Here is a 23,286-nt window from a genome sequence, read left to right as displayed (position 1 = left end):
TGATGGAGATGGCTACACCTACAAAGGAACGCCGCGACCACAACGCCAGTCAAACTCGCTGAATCCTGCATCTTCAGGTTGTTTGGGTATATGAGAACGCAGTGACGGAGAATAATGATGAAGAGATTACTTGGCGTTACGATGTCGGCCTCTCTGCTGGCCGCTTGTGCTTCCCCATTGCCTCACCAATATGCGTGTGAGGATGGCCAGGTGTTCGGTGCTATGGTGATGTCAGACTACGCGTTGATTCATGTCAATGATGCTGAGTATGAACTCCCCCGAATTCGATCTGCTTCCGGCGCGCAGTATGAACTGGAAGATGGCTCCGTGGGGCTATATACAAAAGGAGACGACGCTATGCTGGTTGTCGGTGACCTATCTTTCCGTGAATGCACCCTCAGCAGATAAAAGAAAGGGTAGCTAAGCTACCCTTGTTGCAAAAACCTTTCGGTTTGCAGGAATGAACAGCATTGTTGCCAATTTAGTGGATTAACCTGTTCATTTTTGACATCAAACGTACAGGAACTCTTTGATTTGTTTAACCAGAGCTTCCGCGGTGTCTTTGTCTTCCCACTCCACGAAAATACGCAGTAGTGGCTCGGTGCCTGAGAAGCGCGCCAATGCCCAACCGCCGTTCTTGAAGTAAACCTTCAGGCCATCGGCATAGCTGACTTTTTCAATCTCATAAGCAAATTCTGGCAGCGCTTTTTCTACATAAATCTTGTTGTAGAGCTCTTCGCGCTGAGAAGCTTTGAACGTGCAATCACCTTCAGCTGTGTAGGCGTAGCCATACTTGCTGTAGATTTCATCAAGCAATTCAGATAGCTTCTTGCCCGTTACGCTGATCATTTCCACCAACAAGCTTGAAGCGAATACGCCATCTTTACCTTTGATGTGACCGCGGATTGTCAGGCCACCAGAGCTTTCGCCGCCAATCAAAGAGTCATCTGCTTCCATCTGTGAACTGATGTGTTTGAAGCCAACTGGCACTTCAAAACTCTTCTCGTCATGGTCTGCAGCCACTTTGTCCAGCAGGTGAGTGGTCGCGATGTTACGTACCACAGAGCCTTTCCAGCCTTTGTACTTCAGCATGTAGTAGTACAGCAGCAACAGGACTTCGTTCGGGTGAATGAAGTTGCCTTTCTCGTCGATGATGCCAAGACGGTCTGCATCACCATCGGTACCAATACCGATGTCGTAACCTTCATGAGCGACCAGATGCTTCAGGCGGTATAGCGTTGCAGCACTTGGTGATGGCATCAATCCGCCGAAGCCTGGGTTTGCACCGTCGTTGATAACGTCAACATCACAGCGGCCAGAGATCAGCACGGTTTGCAGGGCGTTTTTCGCCACACCGAACATAGGGTCGATCAGCACACGCAGGTTGGCTTTCTTGATCGCTTCAATGTCGATGAAATCGATGATCGAATCCACGAATTCGTTCATCGGGTTGATGATCTTGACCGAACCCGCTTCAACCGCATCTTCGAAGTCGATGGTTTTCACATCGTTCAGTTGAAGTTGGCTGATTTGCTCTTCAATCTTCGCAGTGATGATTTCGTCTGCGTCACGGCCGCCTTTGATAAAGACTTTGACGCCGTTGTAATCCGCAGGGTTGTGCGAAGCGGTGATACACGCCGAATAGTGGGTTTCCATCTCCTTCGCTTTGAACATGACGATAGGGGTTGGAACGTATTTGTCGATAAAGCTAACGGTGATGCCATTTGCAGCTAGCACGCTCGCAAACCATTCTGCAGCTTTGTCAGACAGGAAACGGCGGTCATAACCAATAACAAAGCCCGGCTCGATCGCGTTTTCATTGATCATGATGTTGGCAAGGCTCTGGGCAACGAGTCGCACGTTATCGCGGGTAAACTCTTCGCCAATCAGCGCACGCCAGCCACCGGTACCAAATTGGATCATGGTTGAACTCCTTTAGAAACAGACAAACAACGGGGCTGATTCAGCCCCGTTTTTGTGATTAGCCCAGAACAACAACCACTTCGTTCACAGAGCCTGCCGCTTGTGCAGGAATTGCACCTTCAACAGTCTCACCGTTCAGAGTGATTGATTTCACGCCTTTGCTAACGCTGTTCGGGTTTTCAACCTTAATGTTGTAAGTCGCATCGCGCCATTCACGACGAACTTCGAAACCAGGCCAGCTTGTTGGGATACATGGGTCTACGATCAGACCGTCGAAACCAGTTTGTACACCCAGAATGAAGTTAGTTACCGCGAAGTAAGCCCAACCAGACGTACCTGTCAGCCATGGGTGGTTTGCGCGGCCATGGTTTTCGTGGTCACGACCCATGATGAACTGAACGTAAGAGTAAGGTTCAGCAACACGCTTCTCGATCATGTCGTTTTGGTTGAATGGGTTCAGTGCGTCGTAGAACTTCATTGCACGGTCGCCGCGGCCCAGTTTGGTTTCTGCAACCCAAGCCCATGGGTTTGGATGCGAGAAGATCGCGCCATTTTCTTTTACGCCTTGGTAAACGCGGGTTACGAAGCCGATGTCATCGTTTGGTGTTGCGAACGATGGTGAGTTCAGGTGCAGACCGTACTCAGAGAACAGGTTCTCATCTACTGCATCCATTGCCTTCTCACCGCGCTCTTGAGACGCCAGACCAGAAAGAACAGCCAGAGTGTTTGACTCTAGGTGAACACGACCCTCTGCTTGTTGTGCAGTACCGATCTTGTCGCCGTCTTTGGTCAGGCCACGGATGTACCAGCCACCTTCGTTATCCCACAGGTGCAGTTCACAGGCTTCACGCACGTTTGCTGCCATCTCGGTGTATTTAGCGACATCTGCGTCTTTACCTTTGTACTTCGCCAGAGCTACAAACTCTTGAAGCGCCCAGAAGTGCAGGAAAGAAACCATCGCGGACTCACCGCCACCCAGGTTCAGACAGTCGTTCCAGTCTGCACGCAGACCTTTACAAATACCGGTTTGGCCCACGTATTCTGCTGAGAATTCCAGTGCAGCTTTCATGTGCTCGTAAACGGTCGCGTCGCCGCCATCTGCATATGGAATCACTTCGTCAAGGAAGCTTTCTTCGCCTGTTTCCTGAACGTAGTTAATAATGGTCGGGACAATCCACAGGTGATCATCAGAACAGGTGTCTTCGATGCCGTGGATCTTGTCTTCGTCACTTGGGGTTGGAACAACGGTTGGTGACTTAGATGGTTTAACGTCGGCTTTCTCTGGATCGAACCAGTCTGGATCGAACAGGTGCAGACCGTAACCCGCTTTCACCTGACCGCGTAGCAGGTCAACCAGACGCTTGCGGGTCATTGCCGGGTTTGAATGAGGAACAGAGATCGCATCCTGAGCAGTATCGCGATAGCCCAGACCAGTACGGCCGCCTACTTCGATGAATGACGCAAAGCGAGACCAAACCACACAGGTTTCCGCCTGGTAGAGAGTCCATGCGTTGATCATGGTGTCCAGACCTTCGTTTGGTGAGGTTACCTGGAACTTGTTACAACGCTCATCCCAGTGGCCTTTGATGTCAGCAAATGCTGCATCAACGTTAGCCATGTCCTGGTATTTCGCGCGCAGACGTTGGCCTTCACCTTTACCGATACCCAGCAGGAATACGAAGCGAACCTCTTCACCTGGCTGAATAACGAATTGTTTGTGCAGAGAACCACAGTGGTTGTAACAGGTTTGAACGTGGTTAGAGCAACGGCCATTTTCCAGTGCAATTGGGTTTGCTTCGTCGCGGTACATACCCAGGAAGCTATCGCGTTGACCGTCGAAGCTGTCTGGGTCGAAGCTTGACGCCATGTAGTAGAAGCCTTCATGGTCGTTGGTGTTGTAGTACAGGTCGTACTCAATCACGCCTTCGTTGTATGAAGTACCTGCAGAGTACAGGCTCATCTGATGGTTCTGGTTATCAGACTGGATGTGGCTGAATGAGAACTCAACGAAAGAGAATGCGCTGATTGTACGTGGCTTGTCACCGTCGTTCTTAATCTTTACATCCCAAATTTGTGCGTCTTCGCCTTTTGGTACGAACAGGGTTTTCTGTGCGGTGATGCCGTTGTACTCACACTTGAACTTAGAGTAAGACAGGCCGTGACGCACTTCGTATGACGCTTCTTCCAGGCTTTTAGCCACTGGCTGCCAAGAGATTGACCAGTAGTCGCCAGTCTCGTCATCACGCAGGTATACGTAGTGGCCCGGACGGTCGAAGGTACCGTTTGGACGGAATTTGGTTACGCGGTTGTATTCAGGGCTGTTGTAGAACGAGTAGCCACCTGCGTTGTGTGAAATTACGGTACAGAACTTTTCTGTACCTAAATAGTTGGTCCATGGCGCCGGTACGTCAGGGCGGGTAATGACATATTCCCGGTTGTCGTTATCAAAGAAGCCGTATTTCATGGCGTGTATCCTTCTACAAATCTCAAAAAATTGAAGTAATTACCGACGATAGTTAATACCCAGACGATCCAGGTACTGCAGTTGTCCGCTGAGACGGGCTTGGAAATCTGCCCAGTCCCGCTGTTCCTTGGCGCTCCAACACACTTCTGCGATCGCCAGAAGGCGAGGGAAGATCATGTACTCGAAGCGGCTTTGGGTATTGGTCATCTCGCACCAAAGTGCGCATTGAATACCTTTCACTTTCCCAAACTCTTCTGTGGTGACGGTTGAGTTAGCGAAAGGCTCATAGTGGTAGGCTTTTTCAAGCGGTACCTTACAGGCCCAGTCTGTGCCCGGCTCACAAGCCGAGTAGTCTTGTGCCATATCCAAGTAAGTTTCGTGGCCTGGCTGAAGGACTACGTTGTAACCGTTGCCGATGCAGTCGAGACCTGATTGTTCATTCAGCCAAGAGAATATCACTGTGTCTTTGCTGACTTTGTTGCCAAACACTGCTTCTTCCCAGCCAAACATTTGTTTGCCTTTGGTGCTGAGGAAATCTTCACAGTGACGCAGAACATGACCCTGAAGATCTTTGAAGTCTTTGTAGCCGTGGGTTTTCATCAAGGCCTGACATGCAGGGCTGTCTATCCACACGCCTTCTGGCACTTCGTCAGCACCGATGTGAACGTAAGGCGCAGGGAAAAGCTCACACACTTCTTTTAGAACGGTTTCTAAGAAGGTGTAAGTGCCTTTGAGACCTGGGTTCAGCACATTGTCGTTGTAGTTCTGGATGCTGCGATACGCTGAGGTGTCGGCATCTTCAACCAGCAGTTGTGGCAGGGATTTGATAGCGGCACGGCAGTGACCTGGGATATCAATTTCCGGTACAACAGTGATGCCTCGTTCTGCGGCATACGTAATGACTTCACGGATCTCGTCTTTGGTGTAAAAACCACCGTGGATCTTTGACAGCGAAGTGTACTGAGGCTCAATGCTTTCAAATGGCCCACGCCAGGCGCCGATTTCCGTCAGCTCTGGATACGCATCAATCTGGATGCGCCAGCCTTCGTCATCGGTTAAGTGCCAATGGAAATGGTTGAACTTAAAGCGAGCCAGTTGGTTGATAAGGTTTTTAACACGGCTGAGAGGGTGGAAGTGACGTGCACAGTCCAGCATCATGCCGCGGTAACCAAAGCGGGGATGATCTTCAACTTCAACGCATGGCAGGGCGTAATCGAAATAGTGACGATGCGATGCTTGTGTTGGCAGCAGTTGAAGTACTGTCGCTACACCATGGGCAAAGCCTGCCTCGTTCGATGCTGAAATCGTTACTCCCTGAAGGGTTACGCTTACCCGGTAGTGCTCTGGCTTCAGGTTTTTATCCTGAACCAGACGGATTTGAGCTTCTTGCTTGATGGTGACATCACGGCGAAGATGTTGAGACATCTCGTCTGCCAGCCAACGCGCAGCTGGTTTGCTGATGTCACTGTCAGATTGAATCGCGATGTCGTCAGTGAGCGCAAACTGGCCTTGCTTTACCACCAGCGCTTTAGGCTGAGGGATCAGGTTGATCGCTTTCGGTTCCGGGAGTGTTAGTGATACGCGCTCTGGTGTTTGGGTACCCAGATTGATTGGTGTTGTTTCAACTGGCACGGCCTTAACGCCATCTTCTGTTGTGATCAACAGGCATGCATCACCAACACCTTCATCATGCATGGAGAAAGGCTTGGTAGGATGGCTGAACTCGAGGTACAGATGATCGTTTGCGTTTAAAGGTTCGCCCGTTTCAAAAATACACAGACTGCCAATCTGTTTTAAGGTGCCGTGAGACACTGACGTTGGCAGCACATAGCGACTGGCGCTGAATGTCAGCTGCCAGTTCTGGATGTTAGTTTCAGAAAGGTTATGAAGTACTAACGCAAAGCGGCTTTCACTTGGCGTCGCTTCAATAACATTGAGGTCTAGGCGAAAATTCATGGCTCACCTCGAAAACGGATAAAGATTGTGGTTACCGCGCGCCATCAAAATAGCGCCGGCCATGGCATCCGCCTGTGGTTTTACCAGCAAAGACTGGGCCGCTGGAGACAGCCAGCGAACAATGCGTTCACCAATGCTGCCCATCAGCGCGATTTGCGTTGCGCCTTTACGGTTCAAACCGAGGATAAGGCGCTCCACATCATCAGCAGAGCCTTGCAGTAATTCCATGGCAAGTTCATCTCGCTCCATTGCCAGTTCGAAAATTGTCGGACTGAATTGGCCGTAATCGCGAGGCTTCGCGGTTTTGGACCATTCAACAATGGCATCGAGATCGTGGTTGAAATGCGCAAGGATGTGATCTGACAAAGCTGAACTGGTGCGAAGACCATCGTGCGCCAGCAGTGTTTGTTGGATCAGGCGCAATCCCATAACAGCGCCGCCGCCTTGATCGGAGATTGGGAATTCACGGCCACCGACAACATGCTGTTGACCGTTTTCTAAATAGATACCGACAGAGCCTGTGCCAGCGATAACGATGGCCCCGTTATCACCGCTGAATGCGCCCATACATGCACCATAACCGTCAGTGTTCAGGGTCATGTGTTTGTACGGGTGTGGTAGAGCCATAAACGCCTGCCAGGCAGAGCGTTGCTCAGCCGCTGCTAATGCGAGACCGACAGAAAGCGTGGAAAGGTCGGTGATACCAGCCTGTTCAGCCGCTTGAGCAATAGCGCTTTGGATGTTCTCCATCGCTAGTTCCACACCCAAAAGGATGTTGGCACTGCCGGTTTTGGCTTCACCCAAAAACTGACCTTGTTCATCAACAATACGTGCGCGGCAGGAAGTGCCACCACCGTCTACGCCACAGAAGAAATTACCCATGGGCAACATCCTTCTTTTGCATGGCAATCGCTAACAGATACCAAGCCGCATGTGGGATCCATTGCTCACCCCAACGCCAGTTCTGCAGCATGTCATCTTTCTGGCCTTCCGGTTTGAAAGCGATGTCATGCTCGTTCTCAAAGCCAGCCGTAATGCCGTTGCACACGCCGCCTTTGGCATTGATAAAGCCAAGATCAGGCAGATAGTCAGGGTTGTTGCGGCCATGGCCGTCCAACATGCACATATCGTAAGGGTTGAGTCCCACAATCCAGTTCAGGGCATGTTGACCGTATTCACGAAGCTTGGCTTTTTGCTCTTCGTCAGACACAAAGCTGGTGGCCATAAATGCCATGGCAGCCAGTGAACCCAGACGCGCATTTTCACCTTGCCACCAGTATCCGGTCTCGTTGCGTTGGGCCACGAAGAAGCTGGTGCGTTTTTCTGCGTCGACATTCTTGATGTACTGACGCGGATAACCGAATGGGTTGTTCACTTCGGCGGAGATGCTGAGCTCAAAGTTCAGCGCATTGAAAAGGGTTTCCGTATATTTCGCTTTGAGTGTGTCATCGCCTTCTACCTGAAGGTATTGCATCAGCGAAATCGCAGGCAAGCCTGCTTCAGCAGCATGAAAATAAGGGCGAGAACCATCACCGTTAGCGGACCAGAAGTGATTAATACATTCATCACTCTGTTGTTGCTCGGCAAGGCGGGTTGCCCAATAACGCGCTTCTTCAAGGTATGACTCGCTGGCGGTGAGTTTGAAAAGTTCTGTTGTTGCCAGCAGCGCGCAGTAAAAGTCGATGGTGTTTTCCTGACCATCGTCCAGGTAAGACGAATTGTTTTCCTTCAGGTGCCAGTAGCCTGTTTCTGCCGTCTTCTGGTAAGTCTCAACATCGTATTCGCCGTTAACGCCAAAGCGCGCTGCAGCGGCAAGTGATGCGATCGCTACGCCTGCCCCCTGACGGAAACCAGCCTGGAATGCATTGGTCTTGTGACCTTGCTGGGTTTCATAAGCGCAGATATCACGTTGAGATGGGTCTTTGCTCCACTTGTCGAACACGGTCAGGTAGAAGAAACCTTCTGCGTCCTGCATGCGAACGAGAAAATCTGCACCAAACAGCGCTTCATCATGCAGACGGGTTTTAGAGAATGGAGCCAGTTCTGAAGAAAGGGTTTCCAGAGTATTCAGCATATTCCAGACAACCATCGGAATTTGCTGAGGGTTTAAATAGTTAGCATATGAAAGGTGGCTGAAGTATTTGCTGACGTCGCCTGACGCATCATACCAACCGCCATGAACATCAACGTGACGATCTGTGCCAAGAAGGGGCGCAGTAAGATCGCGTTGATCAAACGTGCCTGTACAACGCTGGGATTTGAAGTAGTGGATCACATCTGAAAAGGTGCGATCAAACAGAATACCTTCTGCGACAGAAAAAGCCGGAGACGAAACGTCTCCCACTTTCACGAAGAAATCTCCGCACTTATTGAGTGCAGAGAAATCGATACGGTAAACGTCGCCGGTATGCCATTGGTCTACAGAACCACAAGCACAAACAGGCAGCTGCATCACTGATTGCCCAGTCTGGCAATCTACAATATCGGCATGTGTTGCAGTGACTTCTTGCTTTGCAAGGATCAGCGCTTGTTTATTGCCGAAGCGCTCATAGCCGATATGATTGATCAACAGCTGCATTTTACCTCCTAAAACTCTAGCCCGAGGCTCACTCGAACAGATAGCAGCGAACGAAGTGGTTATCCGCCAGTTTGGTCACTGGAGGTAACGCCTGACGACATTTTTCTGTCGCGTGCAGACAACGGCCAGCAAATGGACAGCCAACAGAATCCGGCGTCCATAGAGGAATTTCGCCTTTATTACCTTCCAGCTCGGTGTGGATAGATTTCGAAGGATCCGGTACTGCGGAAACCAGCAGGCGTGTGTATGGGTGTTGTGGACGGTGAATGATTTCTTCACAGTCACCCCATTCCACCATGTGGCCAACGTACATTACCGCCAGATCTTCTGCGATATAACGTGCAGTTGCGATGTCGTGCGTGATGTATAGCAGTGCCATTTCCTTCTCAAACTTCATCTCTTCCATCAGGTTCAATACACCTGCACGGATAGATACGTCGAGCATGGAGGTTGGCTCGTCAGCCAGTACAACTTCAGCACCCACAGCGATGTTACGCGCTAAGTTAACGCGCTGGCGCTGACCACCAGAAAGCTGGTGAGGGTACTTCTGTGCGGTTTCTTTTGGCGGTGTCAGACCAACCTGGTTCAGCAGGTCGTACACTTGTTCTTCCAGTTCTTTCGGGTTGCTGCTCGCTTTCTTGTGAATGTGCAGCGGACGCGCGATGTGGTGGAAAATGGTGTGTGTTGGGTTCAGAGAACCGAACGGGTCTTGCCATACCATCTGAACACCTTCGCGATAGGTCATCAGATCGTTTTTCTTGGTGATCGTCGCGATGTCGCGGCCTTTGTACTCAATAGAGCCAGAGGTTGGTGCATACATCTTGGCGATCATTTTTGCTGAGGTAGATTTACCTGAACCAGATTCACCTACTACCGACAGACCGCGGCTTTTATACAGTTTGAATGACACGTCATTCAGTGCGCGCATCATTGGCTTGTTCAGCGCATTACTGCTGATAGGGAAATCTTTTACTAGATTTTTGCCTTCAACAATTGGTTGGCCTAATTCTTTAGTCATTGCTCACTCCTACAAGTCGCTAAAGCCAATTACTTGCCTGTAAACAGGTGGCAGTTGGTGAAACGGTTTGGCTCTACCTGAGTCAGCGTGTTAGCCACTTTGAAACAGGTGTCTTTGGTCTTTCCGCAACGAGCCTGGAAACGACAGCCTTGTGGGATTTCAAGCAGATTCAATGGGTTGCCTGGAATACCGGAAAGGTGTGTTTTTGGACCCGTCAGTGGAGGGAATGAGCTAGCCAGACCTTCGGTGTAAGGGTGATAAGGGTTTTTGAGGATTTCTTTCGATGGTGCCACCTCAATCAACTGGCCGGCATACATGATGCCGATACGGTCAGTGAACTCGACCATCAGTGAGAGGTCGTGAGTGATGAACAGAATCGAGAAACCAAACTCTTCTTTCAGTGCGTGGATCTTTTGCAGGATCTCGCGCTGAACCACCACGTCCAATGCCGTTGTCGGCTCGTCCATGATGATCATTTTCGGGTTCAGAGCCAGTGCAATCGCAATAACCAGACGCTGACGCATACCACCAGAGAACTGGTGAGGGTAGTCGGTCAAACGGCTTGGGTGAATATCAACGATTTCCAATAGACCTTCAGCGCGGCGTTTCGCCTGCTCGCGGGTCATGTTGGTGTGGCGCATAATCACGTCACAGAACTGCTCTTCCATGGTAAGAACCGGGTTCAGGGCGTTCATCGCTGACTGGAACACCATGGAGATTTCTTTCCAGCGGAAGCGACTCATGCGCTCATCGCTGTATTTCATGATGTCTTCACCGTTGAAGAGTACTTCACCGCCGCTGATGAATGCAGGCGGCTTATGAAGACGCATCAGCGAGAATGCAACGGTGGATTTACCACAGCCAGACTCACCGGCCAGACCGAAGACTTCACCTTTACCAATATCAAAGCTTACGTTGTTTACTGCGCGGACATCGCCCGCGTCAGTAATGTAGTCAACACATAGGTTGCGGATTTGTAGTTGTGCGTCGCTCATTATTTCTCTCCGCTCATTGCTACTTGTGGAGTCAGCTCAGTTTCTGCACGTGACTGAGTTTCTGCTGCTTGCATCTTCTTCCAGCGCTTAAGGCCTTTTTGTGCACGCAACTGCGGGTTAGCGATTTCATCGACTGCGAAGTTAACCAGTGCCAGTGCAAGAGACAGCAAGCTCAGCGCCAAACACGGAGCCAGTACTTCCCACCAGATACCCAGTTGCATTGCTGAAGAGGTACGTACGTTGTAAAGCATTGAACCCCAGCTCACTGCGCTCGGATCGCCCATACCGATGAACGAGAGCACAGACTCAGTCAGGATGGCGTACATCACAGAGCCGATGAAGCTTGCACCTACCAGAGGGATAAGGTTTGGCAGGATTTCAACAAACAGGATGCGAGTGCGGGATTCGCCAAGCACTTCTGCGGCTTTAACGAACTCTTTCTCACGAATTGCCAGTGTCTGGGAGCGGATTACCCTGGCGCCCCATGCCCAGGAGGTTAAGGCTATTACCAAGGCGATGGTGAGCGGACCTGCCTGCCCGACGAATGCTGCTACTACCATCACGATTGGAAGCTGAGGCATAACCAACATGACGTTCATCGCTCCCGACAGTACGTTGTCTACACGTCCGCCAAAGTAACCGGCTGAGATACCCATGATGGTGGCAACCACACACACGAAGATACCGGCAGTGAAGCCAACGAACAGTGAAGTTCGTGCACCGTGAACCACCTGAGACCAGATGTCGCGGCCAAGACGGGTAGTACCCAGAACGTGCTCAGCGTCTTTTGACATGCGCAGACGACGTTGGTTATCTGCTAGGTTCTCGGCTACCCAGCCATCTGGATTAGCTTGCGCCATTTTGACGACAAAACCTGGGTATTCATGTGGTGCACCCGTACGCTTGTGCGGGTCGTACTGAGAAAGAAACGGTGCAAAAACAGCGGCGATGATAAACATCAGAATTAAGATGACACCTACCAGAGCTTTTGTATTACCGCGAATAATATTAAGAAAATCTTTCATGATTATTTGCCTCCCTTACGCAGACGTGGGTCAAGCAAAACGATGAGAACATCAGCGATGAAGTTGAAGCACAGCATAACGATGGTCAGGATGATCAGCAGGCCTTGCAGTACTTGGTAGTCACGGCCGTTAACGGCATTGAGCATCGCAGTACCCAAACCTGGGTATTGGAAAATCATTTCTACAACCAGCTGACCAGCAACTGCCATACCAAGCGCCATAGAAAGCGCAGTAACGGTTGGCAACAGGGCGTTACGAGCGGCGTAGTTGAATACAACGCGGTTCTCTGAAAGGCCCTTACCTTTAGCCATGGTGATGTAGTCTTCCGCCAACAAGTTGATCATGTTGTTACGCATGTTGATAAGGAAGCCACCGATTTGTGCGATGGTCGCACAGAACAGAGGAAGAAAAGCGTGGTAGAGAATACCGCTGTAAGTCTCCCAGCTGGTGAAGTCGAGGATTGCACCCTCTGGCATGCCGTAAGATGTCGGGAACCACTTGAGTGTGATACCGAATATGAAAAGGATAAGCATACCGATAACAACAGGTGGAATTGCCTGTAAGGCCATAAAACCTGGAGATACGAATGAGTCGAAGCGACTGCCACGGCGCCATGCCGCGAAGATACCAACCACTGAACCGATACAAAACGCCATCACTACGGAAGTACCTGCTAGGAACAGAGTCCAACCGAGAGACTTAGCAATCAGCTCGTTAACAGTCATTGGATAGAATTGGGTAGATACGCCGAGTTCCCAAGTGAAAATACTTTTCACGTAAGTCAGGAACTGAACGTGGATAGGGCCATCAACGAAACCCAAAAGTGCTTTCATTGCCGCGATACGTTCAGGGGTTACCTGTACACTCGCGTTGGCAAACATCATGGTCACCGGGTCGCCGGGCATTGCACGTGGTAAAATAAAATTCAGCGTGATTGCGATAAGCAATGCGCCAAAATAAAACATTAATCTATTAAGAAAAAATCCCATAACTCACACCTTAAGTGGCACGACGAAGCCGTGACCAAAGAATTAAAGCTCCAAGGTCAAAAGTACCGATTGTTTATCTTTGGAAAGAGGCGGCGCGGATGCGCCGCCAGATTTAGAGATTAAGCTTTTGGCTTAAGGTCAAGAATGTGCAGCAGACGCTCATTGATACCTTGCCAAATCATTGGACGGCCTTTGGCATTGTCCGCACTCCACCAGCCAGTGAAGCGTGATTCGTTGAACTGGTAAGTAGAAGCCGCAGACAGAACTGGAATCACTACTTGATTGTCAGAAAGGATCTTTTCAATCTTGTGAGCCATTTCCACTTGCTCGTCACGGTCAGCTGTTGAGTAGAATTTCTCCAACAGCTCGTCTACTTCCGCGCTCTTGAAGCGGTGCATCGCGAAGCGTGGGTTACCTTCTTTCGCCATGAAGCGAGAGTGGAAGCCAGTGTCCCAAGTCTGGTGTGGATCTGGACCTGTGAAGTAGTTAGTCAGAGCTACGTCGAACGTACCACCAGCCATTGCTTCGTTGTAAACAGAGAAGTCAGGCGTTACAGCTTTCGCTTTGATACCCACATCTGCCAGGTTTTCTGCTGCCAGTTGTGAAGTGTTGTTCCAGTCAGTCCAGCCAGAAGGAGTCTGGATTGCCAGTTCAAAGCTCTTGCCTGATGGAGTTTCTACGAAACCGTCACCATTGATGTCTTTGAAGCCTGCTTTCTTCAGCAGTTCTTTAGAAAACTCAACGTTGTATGAGTTGAATTTCTTCGCTGCATCGTAAGTTGCAGGGTTAGACCAGCTTTGGTAAAGCGCCGCGATACCAGCTGCAGAGTGGTTTGGAGAACCTGCACCGTAGAACGCGATGTCAATGATTGATTGACGGTCGATAGCAGTAGACATTGCGCGACGGAAGTCAACGTTAGTCAGTGCTTCGTTCTTAGCTGCTTCTGGGTGCTCGAAGTTAACCAGCAGGTTAACAGAAGAGCCTACTGGTGCTGGCCAGTATTTGTGGTTCTTGTTCACTGATGCGTAAACCGCGTCGATATCTGGGATGAACGAAGAAGTCCAGTCCAGCTCAGAAGCAACAATCTTAGACAGCAGACCGTCGTTGTTGTTGATCAGAGGCATACGCAGACAGTCGATAGCTACGCTGTCAGCATCCCAGTAGTTAGGGTTTTCACACTGTACATACAGGTTGCTGGTGAAGGTATCAACTTCGGTGAACGGACCAGTACCAACTGGAGTTTCGTTCGCGAAAGCTTCTGGCTTATCGACCTTGCTCCAGATGTGCTTAGGAACAGGATGCGTTTGAACCAGTTTGAAAGGTGCTGAAGAGTTAGCTTCGTTCAGCGAAATTTCAACGCTGTTGCCTTTCACTTTAACGTCGCTGATCAGCGCTGCGTTACCTGCAAGGTCAAGCGCTGCGTTTTCACGGATCAGGTTGTAAGTAAATGCCACGTCCTCTGCAGTGAAAGGTGTGCCGTCAGACCATTTAACGCCTTCACGGATTTCGAAAGTTACTTTTCTCAGATCATCTGAAACAGTGTAATCCTTCGCGAGACGCATTACTGGAGTGTTACCGTCCAGCTGGTTGAAGATAACCAGTGGCTCGTAAACGAAGTCCAGAGTTGTTCTCAAGTTGTTCTGCAAGAACGGGTTGAAGTTACGAGTAAGTTGTGGGTAGAAGTCAGGTACGATAGTTAATTCTACTCTATCAGCAGCGCTGACAACAGGAGCTGTCAGTACCGACGCTGCGGCCGCAACGACGGCTACTGCAAGTTTTGTTTTCTTTAGATTGGCAAGCATAGCTGTTCCTTACTAGTTGCTTTGTTCCACTTGGTTCTGACCGTAATCAATTTGGTCAGGCCGGAACCCGCTATGGATAACCACTCAAGTGAACTTGGTCATCCACATGGCCGTGCAGGCTCAGTGCAATGTAAGGAAACTCCGGTTCTGTTTTTTGGTCAATTGAGTCGCCCGTTAAAAACGTTAAAAGAAACCGACCTCTTGTCAAAACCGTCAATATTGACGGTTTTGACAAGGCTTTACCACATTTGACTAAGGTCAAAAAATGTCCTGATTCGGGTTTTATTACCTGTTAATGTTAGTGACCGCTAACCATTTGGCCCTCTATAAATATGGATGTTAACGAGATTGAAATATTGAGTGATCTCGATCTCCGTTTGTTTGAGTCGTTAATTTTCTGCTGAAAATTTGGGGTCTGATTTTGTTGTGATTCTCTTCTCATAAACGGAAAAAGAGTCTCACACTTTTATGTTGAGGTTAAAAATAGAACACTTTTAACGGTGTACTTTACGGCAAAATCGCTCTATGCAAGGTGTGTTGAGTTGTGGATTTTACGTCGAAAATTAAGTTTGATTGTCGTTCTACACAGCGATATACAAGCACCGGCAGCGCTCTACTGAAGGGGCTTTCAAGCGCTATGGCGAAGGTTTGGATAAGAGGATTCTGAGCAGCCTCTGGCGCGAGAGAGAAGGGCTAAAGCAAGAATGCACTTTGTCATGAGTGGAGCAAACGCACGTCTGCGCTTGTCATTTGCAATATTAAACGTAAGGGAATTTATGTCGAAAAAAAGCCCCTGTACGGGGCTTATTAGTATGAAGGGACTATCTTGAAATCAACGTCTGAAGCCTTTCTCTAAGCACTTCAAGCTCGCTTCTTTCTTTGTTTTCTTCAGGGCAACGTTCAAGAACAAAATCGATAGTGCTGATGACAGTACGCCAACGCGGCGATTTTGGAACGGTTTCGACGTGGAGGTACTTATCCAGCGTTCGTGTTTGCAGGGTGCTCCTATCCAGATAGACTCGCCAAAGCCCACTTTCTTCCGCCAGATCAAACTTGGTTTTTCCTGTCGAATTCTGCCAGAAATTCAAGGTTGCACTCATGACTTTGACCAGAGTGTCGCGCAGGATATCGGCTTTATCCGGCTTGCTGCCAGAGAAACGGTCTGCCATGCGGGTGAACTCACCTCCTAACTCTCTGAGTTGTTGCAGCTTGTCCATGTCGCCGTCATATGCGTAATCTGCCAGTGCCGAGACGGCATTTTCCAACAATTGTACCCGGTGAGATGATGCCTTCTTACCCGTGTTGAGGATAAGCATCATTTGCAAGCCAGATGATTCCGGTAGCGTGATTAAGTCAGTGTCAATATCGACAATGTCTCCATCGATTTTAAACCTGAACTGGCCGCTGTAGTGACCTCGGTTTGATTCTGGTTCAGGCAACGCCATGGCCAGAAAATCATCCAGCTGGTGGCGTTCAATCTGCTCTGCGCTTAAATGGAAGATTTCACTACACGCATCGTTGGCATAGGTGATCTTGCCACTTTCCTGCACACAGATAATTCCTTCAGATGCGCTATCCAGCATGCCGAGCAATCTGTTTTGTACTTCGCGCAGGCCCGCTTCTACTTGTTCCCTAAAGTGGATTTCTTTTTGCAGCGTGCGGTTATGTTCGCGTTCCTGTTCAGTCAGTGAAGCATTGATGTAAGCGCGGATCCTGGCGCTTAGTTCATCCTTGTTGAAAGGTTTTGTCAGGTAGTCATTGGCACCAGCATCAAAGCCTTTTACCTTATCCTGAACCTGCCCCAAGGCCGAAAGCATGATGATAGGCAGGTCTGCCCGGCTGTAACGCTCCCGAAGATGGCTACAGACTTCATAGCCACTTAATTCTGGCATCATGACGTCAAGCAGCATCAGCGATGGCTTTTCCATCGTAACGGATTCAATTGCCTGACGGCCATTTTCCACTGCTTTGACCCGATAGCCTTCAAGACGCAGGAAGTTATTGAGTACCTGCAGATTCACCGGTTCATCGTCCACTACCAAGATCAATGGACCGTCTGGGTTTTCCGGTAATTGGGTGTAATCAGCCTGATCAAGCTCAACCCGCGGCACAGCGAAATGCGCGTTGTTGGCGAGACGGGTTTTCGCTTTGTCTTCCTCGGTTGCCAGTGGCAGGGTAAAGCTGAACGTTGTTCCCACCATCGGCTGGCTGGATACGTAGAGTTGGCCGCCCATGATGTCGATGAGCTGACGACTGATGGAAAGACCAAGTCCGGCGCCCTGACGATACTGTGCGGCATTGCCGCTCGCTTGTGTGAGAGGTTCGAAAATATACTCAAGCTGGTCCGATGGGATACCTTGTCCGGTGTCTACAACCTGAATGCGCAGCTGTCCTTCAAGCACTGTGGCAGAGATGATGATCTTGCCTTCATCGGTGTATTTGATGGCATTGCCAATCAGGTTGTACAGCACCTGCTCCAGGCGCTGTTCATCGGCACGAACAAGTGGAAGGTCAATAGGTACTTGGTTGATGATACGCACAGGCTTCCCGCCCAGGAGATGGCTGGAAAGCTCAATCACCAATCTCACCGCATTGGCGGTATCTACGGCTTGCGGAGAGATTTCAAGTTCGCCGTAACGCATCTTGTGGTAATCAAGCAAATCATCCACCAGATTTGAGAGACGCTCGCCGCTGTTAATGATCATTTGAAGCTGATGCTTTTGACGTTCTGGCAGCGGACCTTCTGCGCCAGCAAGTATTGATTCGGCAATCCCCACCATACCGTGAAGCGGTGTACGCAACTCATGGGAGGTTGTCGCCAGAAAGTCATCTTTCATGCGGTCGGCTTGTTGAAGCTCTTCGTTCTTTTGCTTGATGACCTGAATATTTTGTTCGAGCTCTTTATTCTGCTCGCGGATGAGCGCTAGTTTATCGCGCACTGAGCGCTGCATACGGGCAAAACTGACAGCTAGTCTACCAATCTCATCTTCACGGTCTGTGCTGTTAATTTTCTGGTCCAGATCGCCCGCTGAAACTTGCTCTGCGGCCCAGGTCAGTTTGAGCAAAGGTGCCGTGATAGAGTTAGACAGCATGTGTGAAGCAATCACCACCAACAAAATGGCTATGACCATGACTGCAATGAAGATTTTCTCCAATTGGTAGATGCGGGCGAATGCTTCTTCTTCCGGTAACTCGAGGACGATCGCCCAGGAAGTACCCGGAATATCAACTGGCGCATAGGCACCCAATACGCGGTGATTCTCTGGACTAAGGAAACTACCGACATCGCGAAGCCCTGCAAGTGCAGCCTCAATGGCGGTGCTGTTAATTGGCGTTAAAGTGTCTTTGGTCACCAGATTTCGGGGTATCAGGTCATTTCCAACCAGCAGCGTACTGATGTAACCCTTTTCCTGTGGAGTCTTGTTAAGCATTTTGTCCAACGCCGTATTAGGCAGTTTGAACAAAACATAACTGTGTAAATAGCCCTGTTGCATGATCGGCGCAGCAAACCACGCCACCATTTCACCATCGGCTTGCTGGGTGTAATCGGTAAAAGCGATCGGTGTATTGTCGCTATCTGTCAGAGGGGAATCGACCGTCTCCCTAATGTCAGAGAACGTTTTACCTACTGCGGTTTCACGCCACTTTTCAGAAAGCAGGTTTGAGCCAAAAGCATCATCTTTCAACGCGGAATAAACCACGTTGCCGTGAATATCGACCAGCAAAATATCTGAAAAATCAGAACGCTTCAGGTGTTCTTTATAGGCCCAGTCATAGCGCTTATGCAGCAGGCGATATCGCTCGCTGCCTATGAAATTGCTGTCGTTAGCGCCGGGTGGCAGCGTAGCGTTTGAATCGGCACCATAGCGCTCCCGGGCGACGTTGCGGGCAATTTCTTCCGTGTCACCAAGTTGGTGGAATGCGGCGATTAAACCGTAAAAGCGCCCGCCACTGGCGGTCGCAAGTTCTGATCGGCTAAAGGATTTTACTTCCGAGTGACGCGCATCAAAGTAGCTGATGATTTGCTCTTTTTTGTTGTCACGTAGGAAAGATAGGTGCGTGGTGCTTTGTTGTTCAAGATCGCTGCTGTGCGATTCAAGGAAGAAAATAGCCAGCAGGGTGAGAGGCGTAATACTCAGCACCAGAAAAGCCAACATCAGCGTGTGCTGAAGTCGCTTGAATTTCTGTTTTTTTTGCATGTTTCTGCCTGAGAAATCGGAAATCAAAAAACGCCTTTGCTTAGCGGAATATTGTCGAATTTGACGGTGGCTAAAAGAGGCGGATATGAAATTAATCCATCTCCAGTCCTTATACTGACTTAATTTTTCTTGGCAAGTAAGTTGTCAATGAACTCCGTGGTAGTGCGCAAAATTAACGTTTTTGACGGGAAATGAAACCCCCAACAACAAAAAGGGAGCTATTCGGCTCCCCCTGTGTTACTGGCGTTTTGATGCATGGTATATCGCGAACTTGTTGCTTTTGGCTGGTGTCTCGCAATGACCGAATGCCCTTTCAATAAACGGCGTATAGCGAAGGAAGCTGTTGGCAACAATTGTCAATTCACCAGCACGGTTTAGGTATTCTGGCGCACGTTCGAGTAAGGTTTCTGTGGCGGCGTAATGCGTTTTAAGACCCGCATGAAACGGTGGATTACTCACGATATGGTCGAAGTGCCCGTCAATGTCGCTATAAACATCAGAAGCGAAAACTTCTCCGTCAAGATTGTTAAAACGCAAGGTTTCACGCGCTGAAGCAACGGCTAGCGCGCTGATGTCGACCATGGTGATTTGTGTGTTGGGATAACGTTGCTTAATCACCGTACCTATCACACCGGCTCCACAGCCAAAATCCAGCACTTTGCCTTTCAGTGTCGGCAAGTTATCCAGAAGCAGTTGAGTTCCTGCATCAAGTTCTCCATGACTGAATACACCAGGAAGAGAGCGGATAGTCAGTGATTGCTCACCCACATTGAGTGGATAGCTTTTGTACCAGTCTTCCAATACGAAAGGTGCTGGCTGGTTGTCACATTGGCCCCAATAGAAGCTGCAGCGGCGGGCCGAGTCAAATTTTGTGACACGACCATAGGGCGTAAACATTTTCTCAATGCTTTTTACGCCGCTTCGGTTTTCGCCTACAACGGCTATCTCTGTTCCTGTGCTAAGCTCCGCCATGAGCATTGAAAGCAGAAAGTCAGCTTCGGCTTTTGCCTTCGGCCAGTAGAGCAGAACCATATCGACCTGAGGCGTGGCTTGATAGCTTTCACCAAATTGCACATCAATGTTTTGATAACGACGCATTTGGTTGGCGTAAGCAAGGTTGGTTGTGAAGATACTGACGCTTGCAGCAGTGCCTTCGAGCTCGGATGCAAAGGTATCTTCCAGTTCACCTGCAAGCAGAACGTGTTTGCCTTCGAAATACTCGAGTTGGCGAGCTGCAATTTGGCTAGGGGCTGTGTAGGACATGGATACCTCGGGGCTATCAAACAAAGAGGCGCGGATTTTCCCACAAAGTCACCTGTGAGGGAATATGCCGCGCCTTAGGTTCCTTAAGCTCAACAGATCCTAGTATTAGCAGTTATCTTGCTTCTCAAGGAAGCTGTGGAATTCTGTTTCGTACATTCGGAACAGTACCAGTGTGAGCGAGAAAATGATGGGACCATAAATCAATCCCATCAGGCCATACACATGCAGACCACCAATCAGTGAGAAGAAAATCAGCAGGGTATTCATCCCTGAGTTTCCTTGCATCAGCAGAGGACGAAGGATGTTATCAACCGAGCCCACCACGATAACGCCCCAACCTGCGAGGAAGGCTGCCCATTCCCATTGTCCAATCAACAGAAGATAAGCGGCGGCTGGTAGCCAGATAAGTGCGGTTCCAACAACCGGAATAAACGAGGCAAAGGCCATCATTGTGCCCCAGAATAGACCCGCAAACCCGGCAAGCCACATCGCGAAACCACCCACGATGCCTTGAGCGAGTGCAGTGAGGAAAGAACCCAGCACGGCTGACTTGGCCACTTTCTCTGCTTCATCCAACAAAGTATCTTCCTGACTGCGGGAAAGGGGGCTGACGTGACGCAGCATGTTGATGATCTTGTCGTGATCGCGGAGCAGGAAAAACAGCACGAACAGCATCAACAGGAAGTTCACGAATACGCCTGTGACATCACCCAAGATTTTTGAACTCATGCCCAGCATTTGAGAGCTCATTGCTGACAGTGTCGAAGCGGCTTTGGCAACTAATTCCTGAGGGTTGATGGAGTCGGTAGGCAACCATTTATCCACTAAAGCCAGGCCTGATTTGACCAAAGGCGCTGCCAGAATTTCTTTTGCGCCTCCTTGCGTAAGCCACTCGTAGGCACCGGTAAAGAAGGTAACGCCCTGACTCAATATGGCGGCGGCGACAAAAATCAGGGGTATGATAATCATCACGGTCAATAACGTGCAGGAAAGCGCGGCAGCAACGTTAGGGTGGGATGGCAGCCTGTTTTCGATTTTCTCGTGCAGAGGAAAGAAAAGCAGGGAGACAATAAATGCCAGCACAATAGACCCCATGTAAGGGGCGATGAGCATGTAACAGGCGTACGCTGCGAGAAGCAGTGCACCTATCAATGTCCAGTGTCTTGGTTCGGCCTTGAATGACGCCACAGCATGGCTCCTTAGTTTCTCTCCACCAATTGTGGAGAAGAGTGTAGTAAGGAAGCTATGATACGTTGTGATAATTCAACGAGAAAGGACAAAAATGATGGCGTGTTGCGAAGGCAACTGCGAGTCCAAAAAACGACGCAAACTGAGTCTGCCGTTACTTTGTGTTGTCGCCCTTGTGGTACTTGTCGTGATCAACTGGCAATAAAAAACGGAGCCTAAGCTCCGTTTTATCATCCTGACAGCGTTTACTCTGCTGCCAGTTTTGCAAAAGCGCGGTCAGCGGCTGCTAATGTCGCTTCTAGCTCTTTCTCGCCATGTGCCAGAGAGGTGAAGCTTGCTTCAAATGCAGATGGCGCTAAATACACGCCTTCTTCGAGCATTAGATGGAAGAAGCGTTTGAATTTCTCAATATCACATTGTTGAACGTCAGCAAAACAGCTGATGGTGTCTTTGTCGGTAAAGAAGAAGCCGAACATACCGCCAACTTGGTTTACCGCCAGAGCAACGCCGTGTTTATCAGCCGCGGTTTTGAAACCTTCAGCTAAACGCTTGGTCAGCTCTGCAAGATGCGCTTCATTGCCTTCTTTTGACAACTCGGTCAGCGCCGCTTCACCGGCTGCCATGGCGACTGGGTTACCGGAAAGCGTACCCGCCTGATAAACAGGACCTGTTGGTGCAATGTATTCCATCACGTCACGACGGCCTCCGAATGCACCTACTGGCATACCGCCACCGATAACTTTACCCAGAGTCGTCAGATCCGGTTTGATGTTGTAATGCGCCTGCGCGCCGCCCAAAGCAACACGGAAACCTGTCATTACTTCATCGAAAATCAACAGTGCGCCGAATTCGTCACACAGTGCTCGAAGCCCTTCCAGGAAGCCTTCCTGTGGTGGAATACAGTTCATGTTGCCGGCCACAGGTTCAACGATAATGCACGAAATCTCTTCTGGGTATTGCTCGAAAGCTGCTCGCACTGAGTCCAGGTCGTTGAAGGTACAAGTCAGAGTGTGTTTAGCGAAATCTGCTGGCACGCCCGGAGAGGTAGGCTCACCCAGTGTCAGTGCACCGGAACCCGCCTTCACCAGCAGGCAGTCTGCATGGCCGTGGTAGCAGCCTTCAAACTTAATGAATTTGTCGCGGCGGGTAAAACCACGTGCCAGACGGATTGCACTCATAGTCGCTTCGGTACCAGAGCTCACCATGCGAACCATTTCCATTGATGGAACCAGCTTGCTAACCAGCTCAGCCAGCGTGATTTCGCGGGCAGTTGGCGCGCCGAAGCTTAGGCCATTTTGCGCTGCGGTGATCACGGCGTCACGAATGCTTGGGTGGTTGTGCCCCAGGATCATAGGGCCCCAAGAGCCGACGTAGTCGATGTAGGCTTTGCCATCTGCATCATAGATGTACGCGCCGTCTGCACGCTCGATAAAAATTGGGTCACCACCTACACCCGCGAAAGCGCGAACCGGAGAGTTCACACCACCTGGGATGGTTTTACGGGCTTGTTGAAATAGCTCGGCTGATTTTGTCATGGTTCTTTCCTAGGGTCTGTTGGCCTTTGGTGGTTAAATTTTGTTCTTGCGAAAAGCGTTTTAGGCGCGGCGAGCTTTATAACGCTTAGCATTCTAAGTAAATACAGCTCAACAAAGCATAAAGCGCTTTTAGCTGAACCCTTCGGGAGGCGCTTGTGGGGGCTTTCTCCCGCGTTATCGGCTTCTCGTGTAGGCCAGCTACACGTCGAAGCCTCTGCCTTGTATAAAGTCCCCACAAGCGCCGCAAAAATCATCACCAAAGGTCAACAGACCCTGGACTATTTGATCATTAATTCACTGTCGATGCGTATTGTACGGGATACGTTTATAGCCAAACAACCTGAAGATGCA

At 49.8% G+C, this 23,286-nt stretch carries 16 protein-coding genes; 2 read left to right on the top strand and 14 right to left on the bottom strand.

Going from position 1 to position 23,286, the window contains the following annotated elements:
- Positions 1–114: 114 nt before the first annotated feature.
- Positions 115–408 carry an MliC family protein gene (locus tag RN22_RS23805; RefSeq protein ID WP_231590966.1) on the top strand — a complete coding sequence of 98 codons (294 nt, stop codon included), beginning with the start codon at positions 115–117 and terminating at the stop codon, positions 406–408.
- Positions 409–510: 102 nt separating this feature from the next.
- Here the strand turns inward: RN22_RS23805 and RN22_RS23800 are convergent, their stop codons facing one another.
- The 14 genes from RN22_RS23800 to hemL all read right to left on the bottom strand — a co-directional run bounded on the left by RN22_RS23800 (position 511) and on the right by hemL (position 22,935).
- Positions 511–1,923 carry a phosphoglucomutase/phosphomannomutase family protein gene (locus RN22_RS23800; protein WP_046308405.1) on the bottom strand — a complete coding sequence of 471 codons (1,413 nt, stop codon included), beginning with the start codon at positions 1,921–1,923 and terminating at the stop codon, positions 511–513.
- Between the two features lie 58 nt (positions 1,924–1,981).
- Positions 1,982–4,387: a GH36-type glycosyl hydrolase domain-containing protein gene (locus tag RN22_RS23795; RefSeq protein ID WP_046308403.1), complete on the bottom strand. Its 2,406-nt coding sequence runs from the start codon at positions 4,385–4,387 to the stop codon at positions 1,982–1,984.
- A 39-nt stretch (positions 4,388–4,426) separates the two neighbouring features.
- A complete protein-coding gene (locus tag RN22_RS23790; protein ID WP_046308401.1) occupies positions 4,427–6,343 on the bottom strand; it encodes a beta-N-acetylhexosaminidase in 1,917 nt (638 codons plus the stop codon).
- A gap of 3 nt (positions 6,344–6,346) precedes the next feature.
- Entirely contained in the window at positions 6,347–7,225 is an 879-nt protein-coding gene (locus tag RN22_RS23785; RefSeq protein ID WP_046308398.1) for an N-acetylglucosamine kinase, read from the bottom strand.
- A complete protein-coding gene (locus RN22_RS23780; protein WP_046308396.1) occupies positions 7,218–8,921 on the bottom strand; it encodes a glycoside hydrolase family 9 protein in 1,704 nt (567 codons plus the stop codon). Before RN22_RS23780 ends, RN22_RS23785 begins: the two co-directional genes overlap by 8 nt.
- Before the next feature lie 28 nt (positions 8,922–8,949).
- Positions 8,950–9,939 (bottom strand): ABC transporter ATP-binding protein, encoded by a 990-nt coding sequence (locus tag RN22_RS23775; protein ID WP_002540450.1) that lies wholly within the window; start codon positions 9,937–9,939, stop codon positions 8,950–8,952.
- 29 nt (positions 9,940–9,968) lie between these two features.
- Positions 9,969–10,934 carry an ABC transporter ATP-binding protein gene (locus RN22_RS23770; RefSeq protein WP_002540449.1) on the bottom strand — a complete coding sequence of 322 codons (966 nt, stop codon included), beginning with the start codon at positions 10,932–10,934 and terminating at the stop codon, positions 9,969–9,971.
- Positions 10,934–11,959, bottom strand: a complete 1,026-nt coding sequence (locus RN22_RS23765; protein WP_002540448.1) for an ABC transporter permease — start codon at positions 11,957–11,959, stop codon at positions 10,934–10,936. The genes RN22_RS23770 and RN22_RS23765 overlap by 1 nt, the downstream gene beginning before the upstream one ends.
- Positions 11,960–11,961: 2 nt before the next feature.
- Complete coding sequence (locus tag RN22_RS23760; RefSeq protein WP_002540447.1) at positions 11,962–12,948, bottom strand: ABC transporter permease; 987 nt, start codon at positions 12,946–12,948, stop codon at positions 11,962–11,964.
- 119 nt (positions 12,949–13,067) lie between these two features.
- The gene (locus RN22_RS23755; protein WP_046308393.1) at positions 13,068–14,750 is read right to left on the bottom strand and encodes an ABC transporter substrate-binding protein; all 1,683 of its coding nucleotides are present in this window, start codon (positions 14,748–14,750) and stop codon (positions 13,068–13,070) included.
- 821 nt (positions 14,751–15,571) lie between these two features.
- Entirely contained in the window at positions 15,572–18,949 is a 3,378-nt protein-coding gene (locus RN22_RS23750; RefSeq protein ID WP_046308391.1) for a response regulator, read from the bottom strand.
- Between the two features lie 237 nt (positions 18,950–19,186).
- A complete protein-coding gene (gene rsmC / locus RN22_RS23745; protein ID WP_046308388.1) occupies positions 19,187–20,212 on the bottom strand; it encodes a 16S rRNA (guanine(1207)-N(2))-methyltransferase RsmC in 1,026 nt (341 codons plus the stop codon).
- A 105-nt stretch (positions 20,213–20,317) separates the two neighbouring features.
- Positions 20,318–21,400 (bottom strand): AI-2E family transporter, encoded by a 1,083-nt coding sequence (locus tag RN22_RS23740; protein WP_002540442.1) that lies wholly within the window; start codon positions 21,398–21,400, stop codon positions 20,318–20,320.
- 245 nt (positions 21,401–21,645) lie between these two features.
- Complete coding sequence (gene hemL, locus RN22_RS23735; protein ID WP_046308386.1) at positions 21,646–22,935, bottom strand: glutamate-1-semialdehyde 2,1-aminomutase; 1,290 nt, start codon at positions 22,933–22,935, stop codon at positions 21,646–21,648.
- Positions 22,936–23,088: 153 nt separating this feature from the next.
- Between hemL and RN22_RS25520 the strand changes: the two genes are divergently transcribed.
- A partial coding sequence (locus RN22_RS25520; RefSeq protein ID WP_231590965.1) for a hypothetical protein occupies positions 23,089–23,286 on the top strand: 198 nt, incomplete at its 3' end.

Origin of the sequence: Grimontia sp. AD028 (genome assembly GCF_000973155.1) — a bacterium.
Classification (GTDB): domain Bacteria; phylum Pseudomonadota; class Gammaproteobacteria; order Enterobacterales; family Vibrionaceae; genus Enterovibrio; species Enterovibrio indicus.
This window is presented reverse-complemented; position numbering and strand designations above follow the sequence as displayed.

Coding starts and splice junctions, on each gene's coding strand:
- RN22_RS23805 (WP_231590966.1), top strand. CDS start 115: ATGATGAAGAGATTACTTGGCGTTACGATGTCGGCCTCTCTGCTGGCC.
- RN22_RS23800 (WP_046308405.1), bottom strand. CDS start 1,923: ATGATCCAATTTGGTACCGGTGGCTGGCGTGCGCTGATTGGCGAAGAG.
- RN22_RS23795 (WP_046308403.1), bottom strand. CDS start 4,387: ATGAAATACGGCTTCTTTGATAACGACAACCGGGAATATGTCATTACC.
- RN22_RS23790 (WP_046308401.1), bottom strand. CDS start 6,343: ATGAATTTTCGCCTAGACCTCAATGTTATTGAAGCGACGCCAAGTGAA.
- RN22_RS23785 (WP_046308398.1), bottom strand. CDS start 7,225: ATGGGTAATTTCTTCTGTGGCGTAGACGGTGGTGGCACTTCCTGCCGC.
- RN22_RS23780 (WP_046308396.1), bottom strand. CDS start 8,921: ATGCAGCTGTTGATCAATCATATCGGCTATGAGCGCTTCGGCAATAAA.
- RN22_RS23775 (WP_002540450.1), bottom strand. CDS start 9,939: ATGACTAAAGAATTAGGCCAACCAATTGTTGAAGGCAAAAATCTAGTA.
- RN22_RS23770 (WP_002540449.1), bottom strand. CDS start 10,934: ATGAGCGACGCACAACTACAAATCCGCAACCTATGTGTTGACTACATT.
- RN22_RS23765 (WP_002540448.1), bottom strand. CDS start 11,959: ATGAAAGATTTTCTTAATATTATTCGCGGTAATACAAAAGCTCTGGTA.
- RN22_RS23760 (WP_002540447.1), bottom strand. CDS start 12,948: ATGGGATTTTTTCTTAATAGATTAATGTTTTATTTTGGCGCATTGCTT.
- RN22_RS23755 (WP_046308393.1), bottom strand. CDS start 14,750: ATGCTTGCCAATCTAAAGAAAACAAAACTTGCAGTAGCCGTCGTTGCG.
- RN22_RS23750 (WP_046308391.1), bottom strand. CDS start 18,949: ATGCAAAAAAAACAGAAATTCAAGCGACTTCAGCACACGCTGATGTTG.
- rsmC (WP_046308388.1), bottom strand. CDS start 20,212: ATGTCCTACACAGCCCCTAGCCAAATTGCAGCTCGCCAACTCGAGTAT.
- hemL (WP_046308386.1), bottom strand. CDS start 22,935: ATGACAAAATCAGCCGAGCTATTTCAACAAGCCCGTAAAACCATCCCA.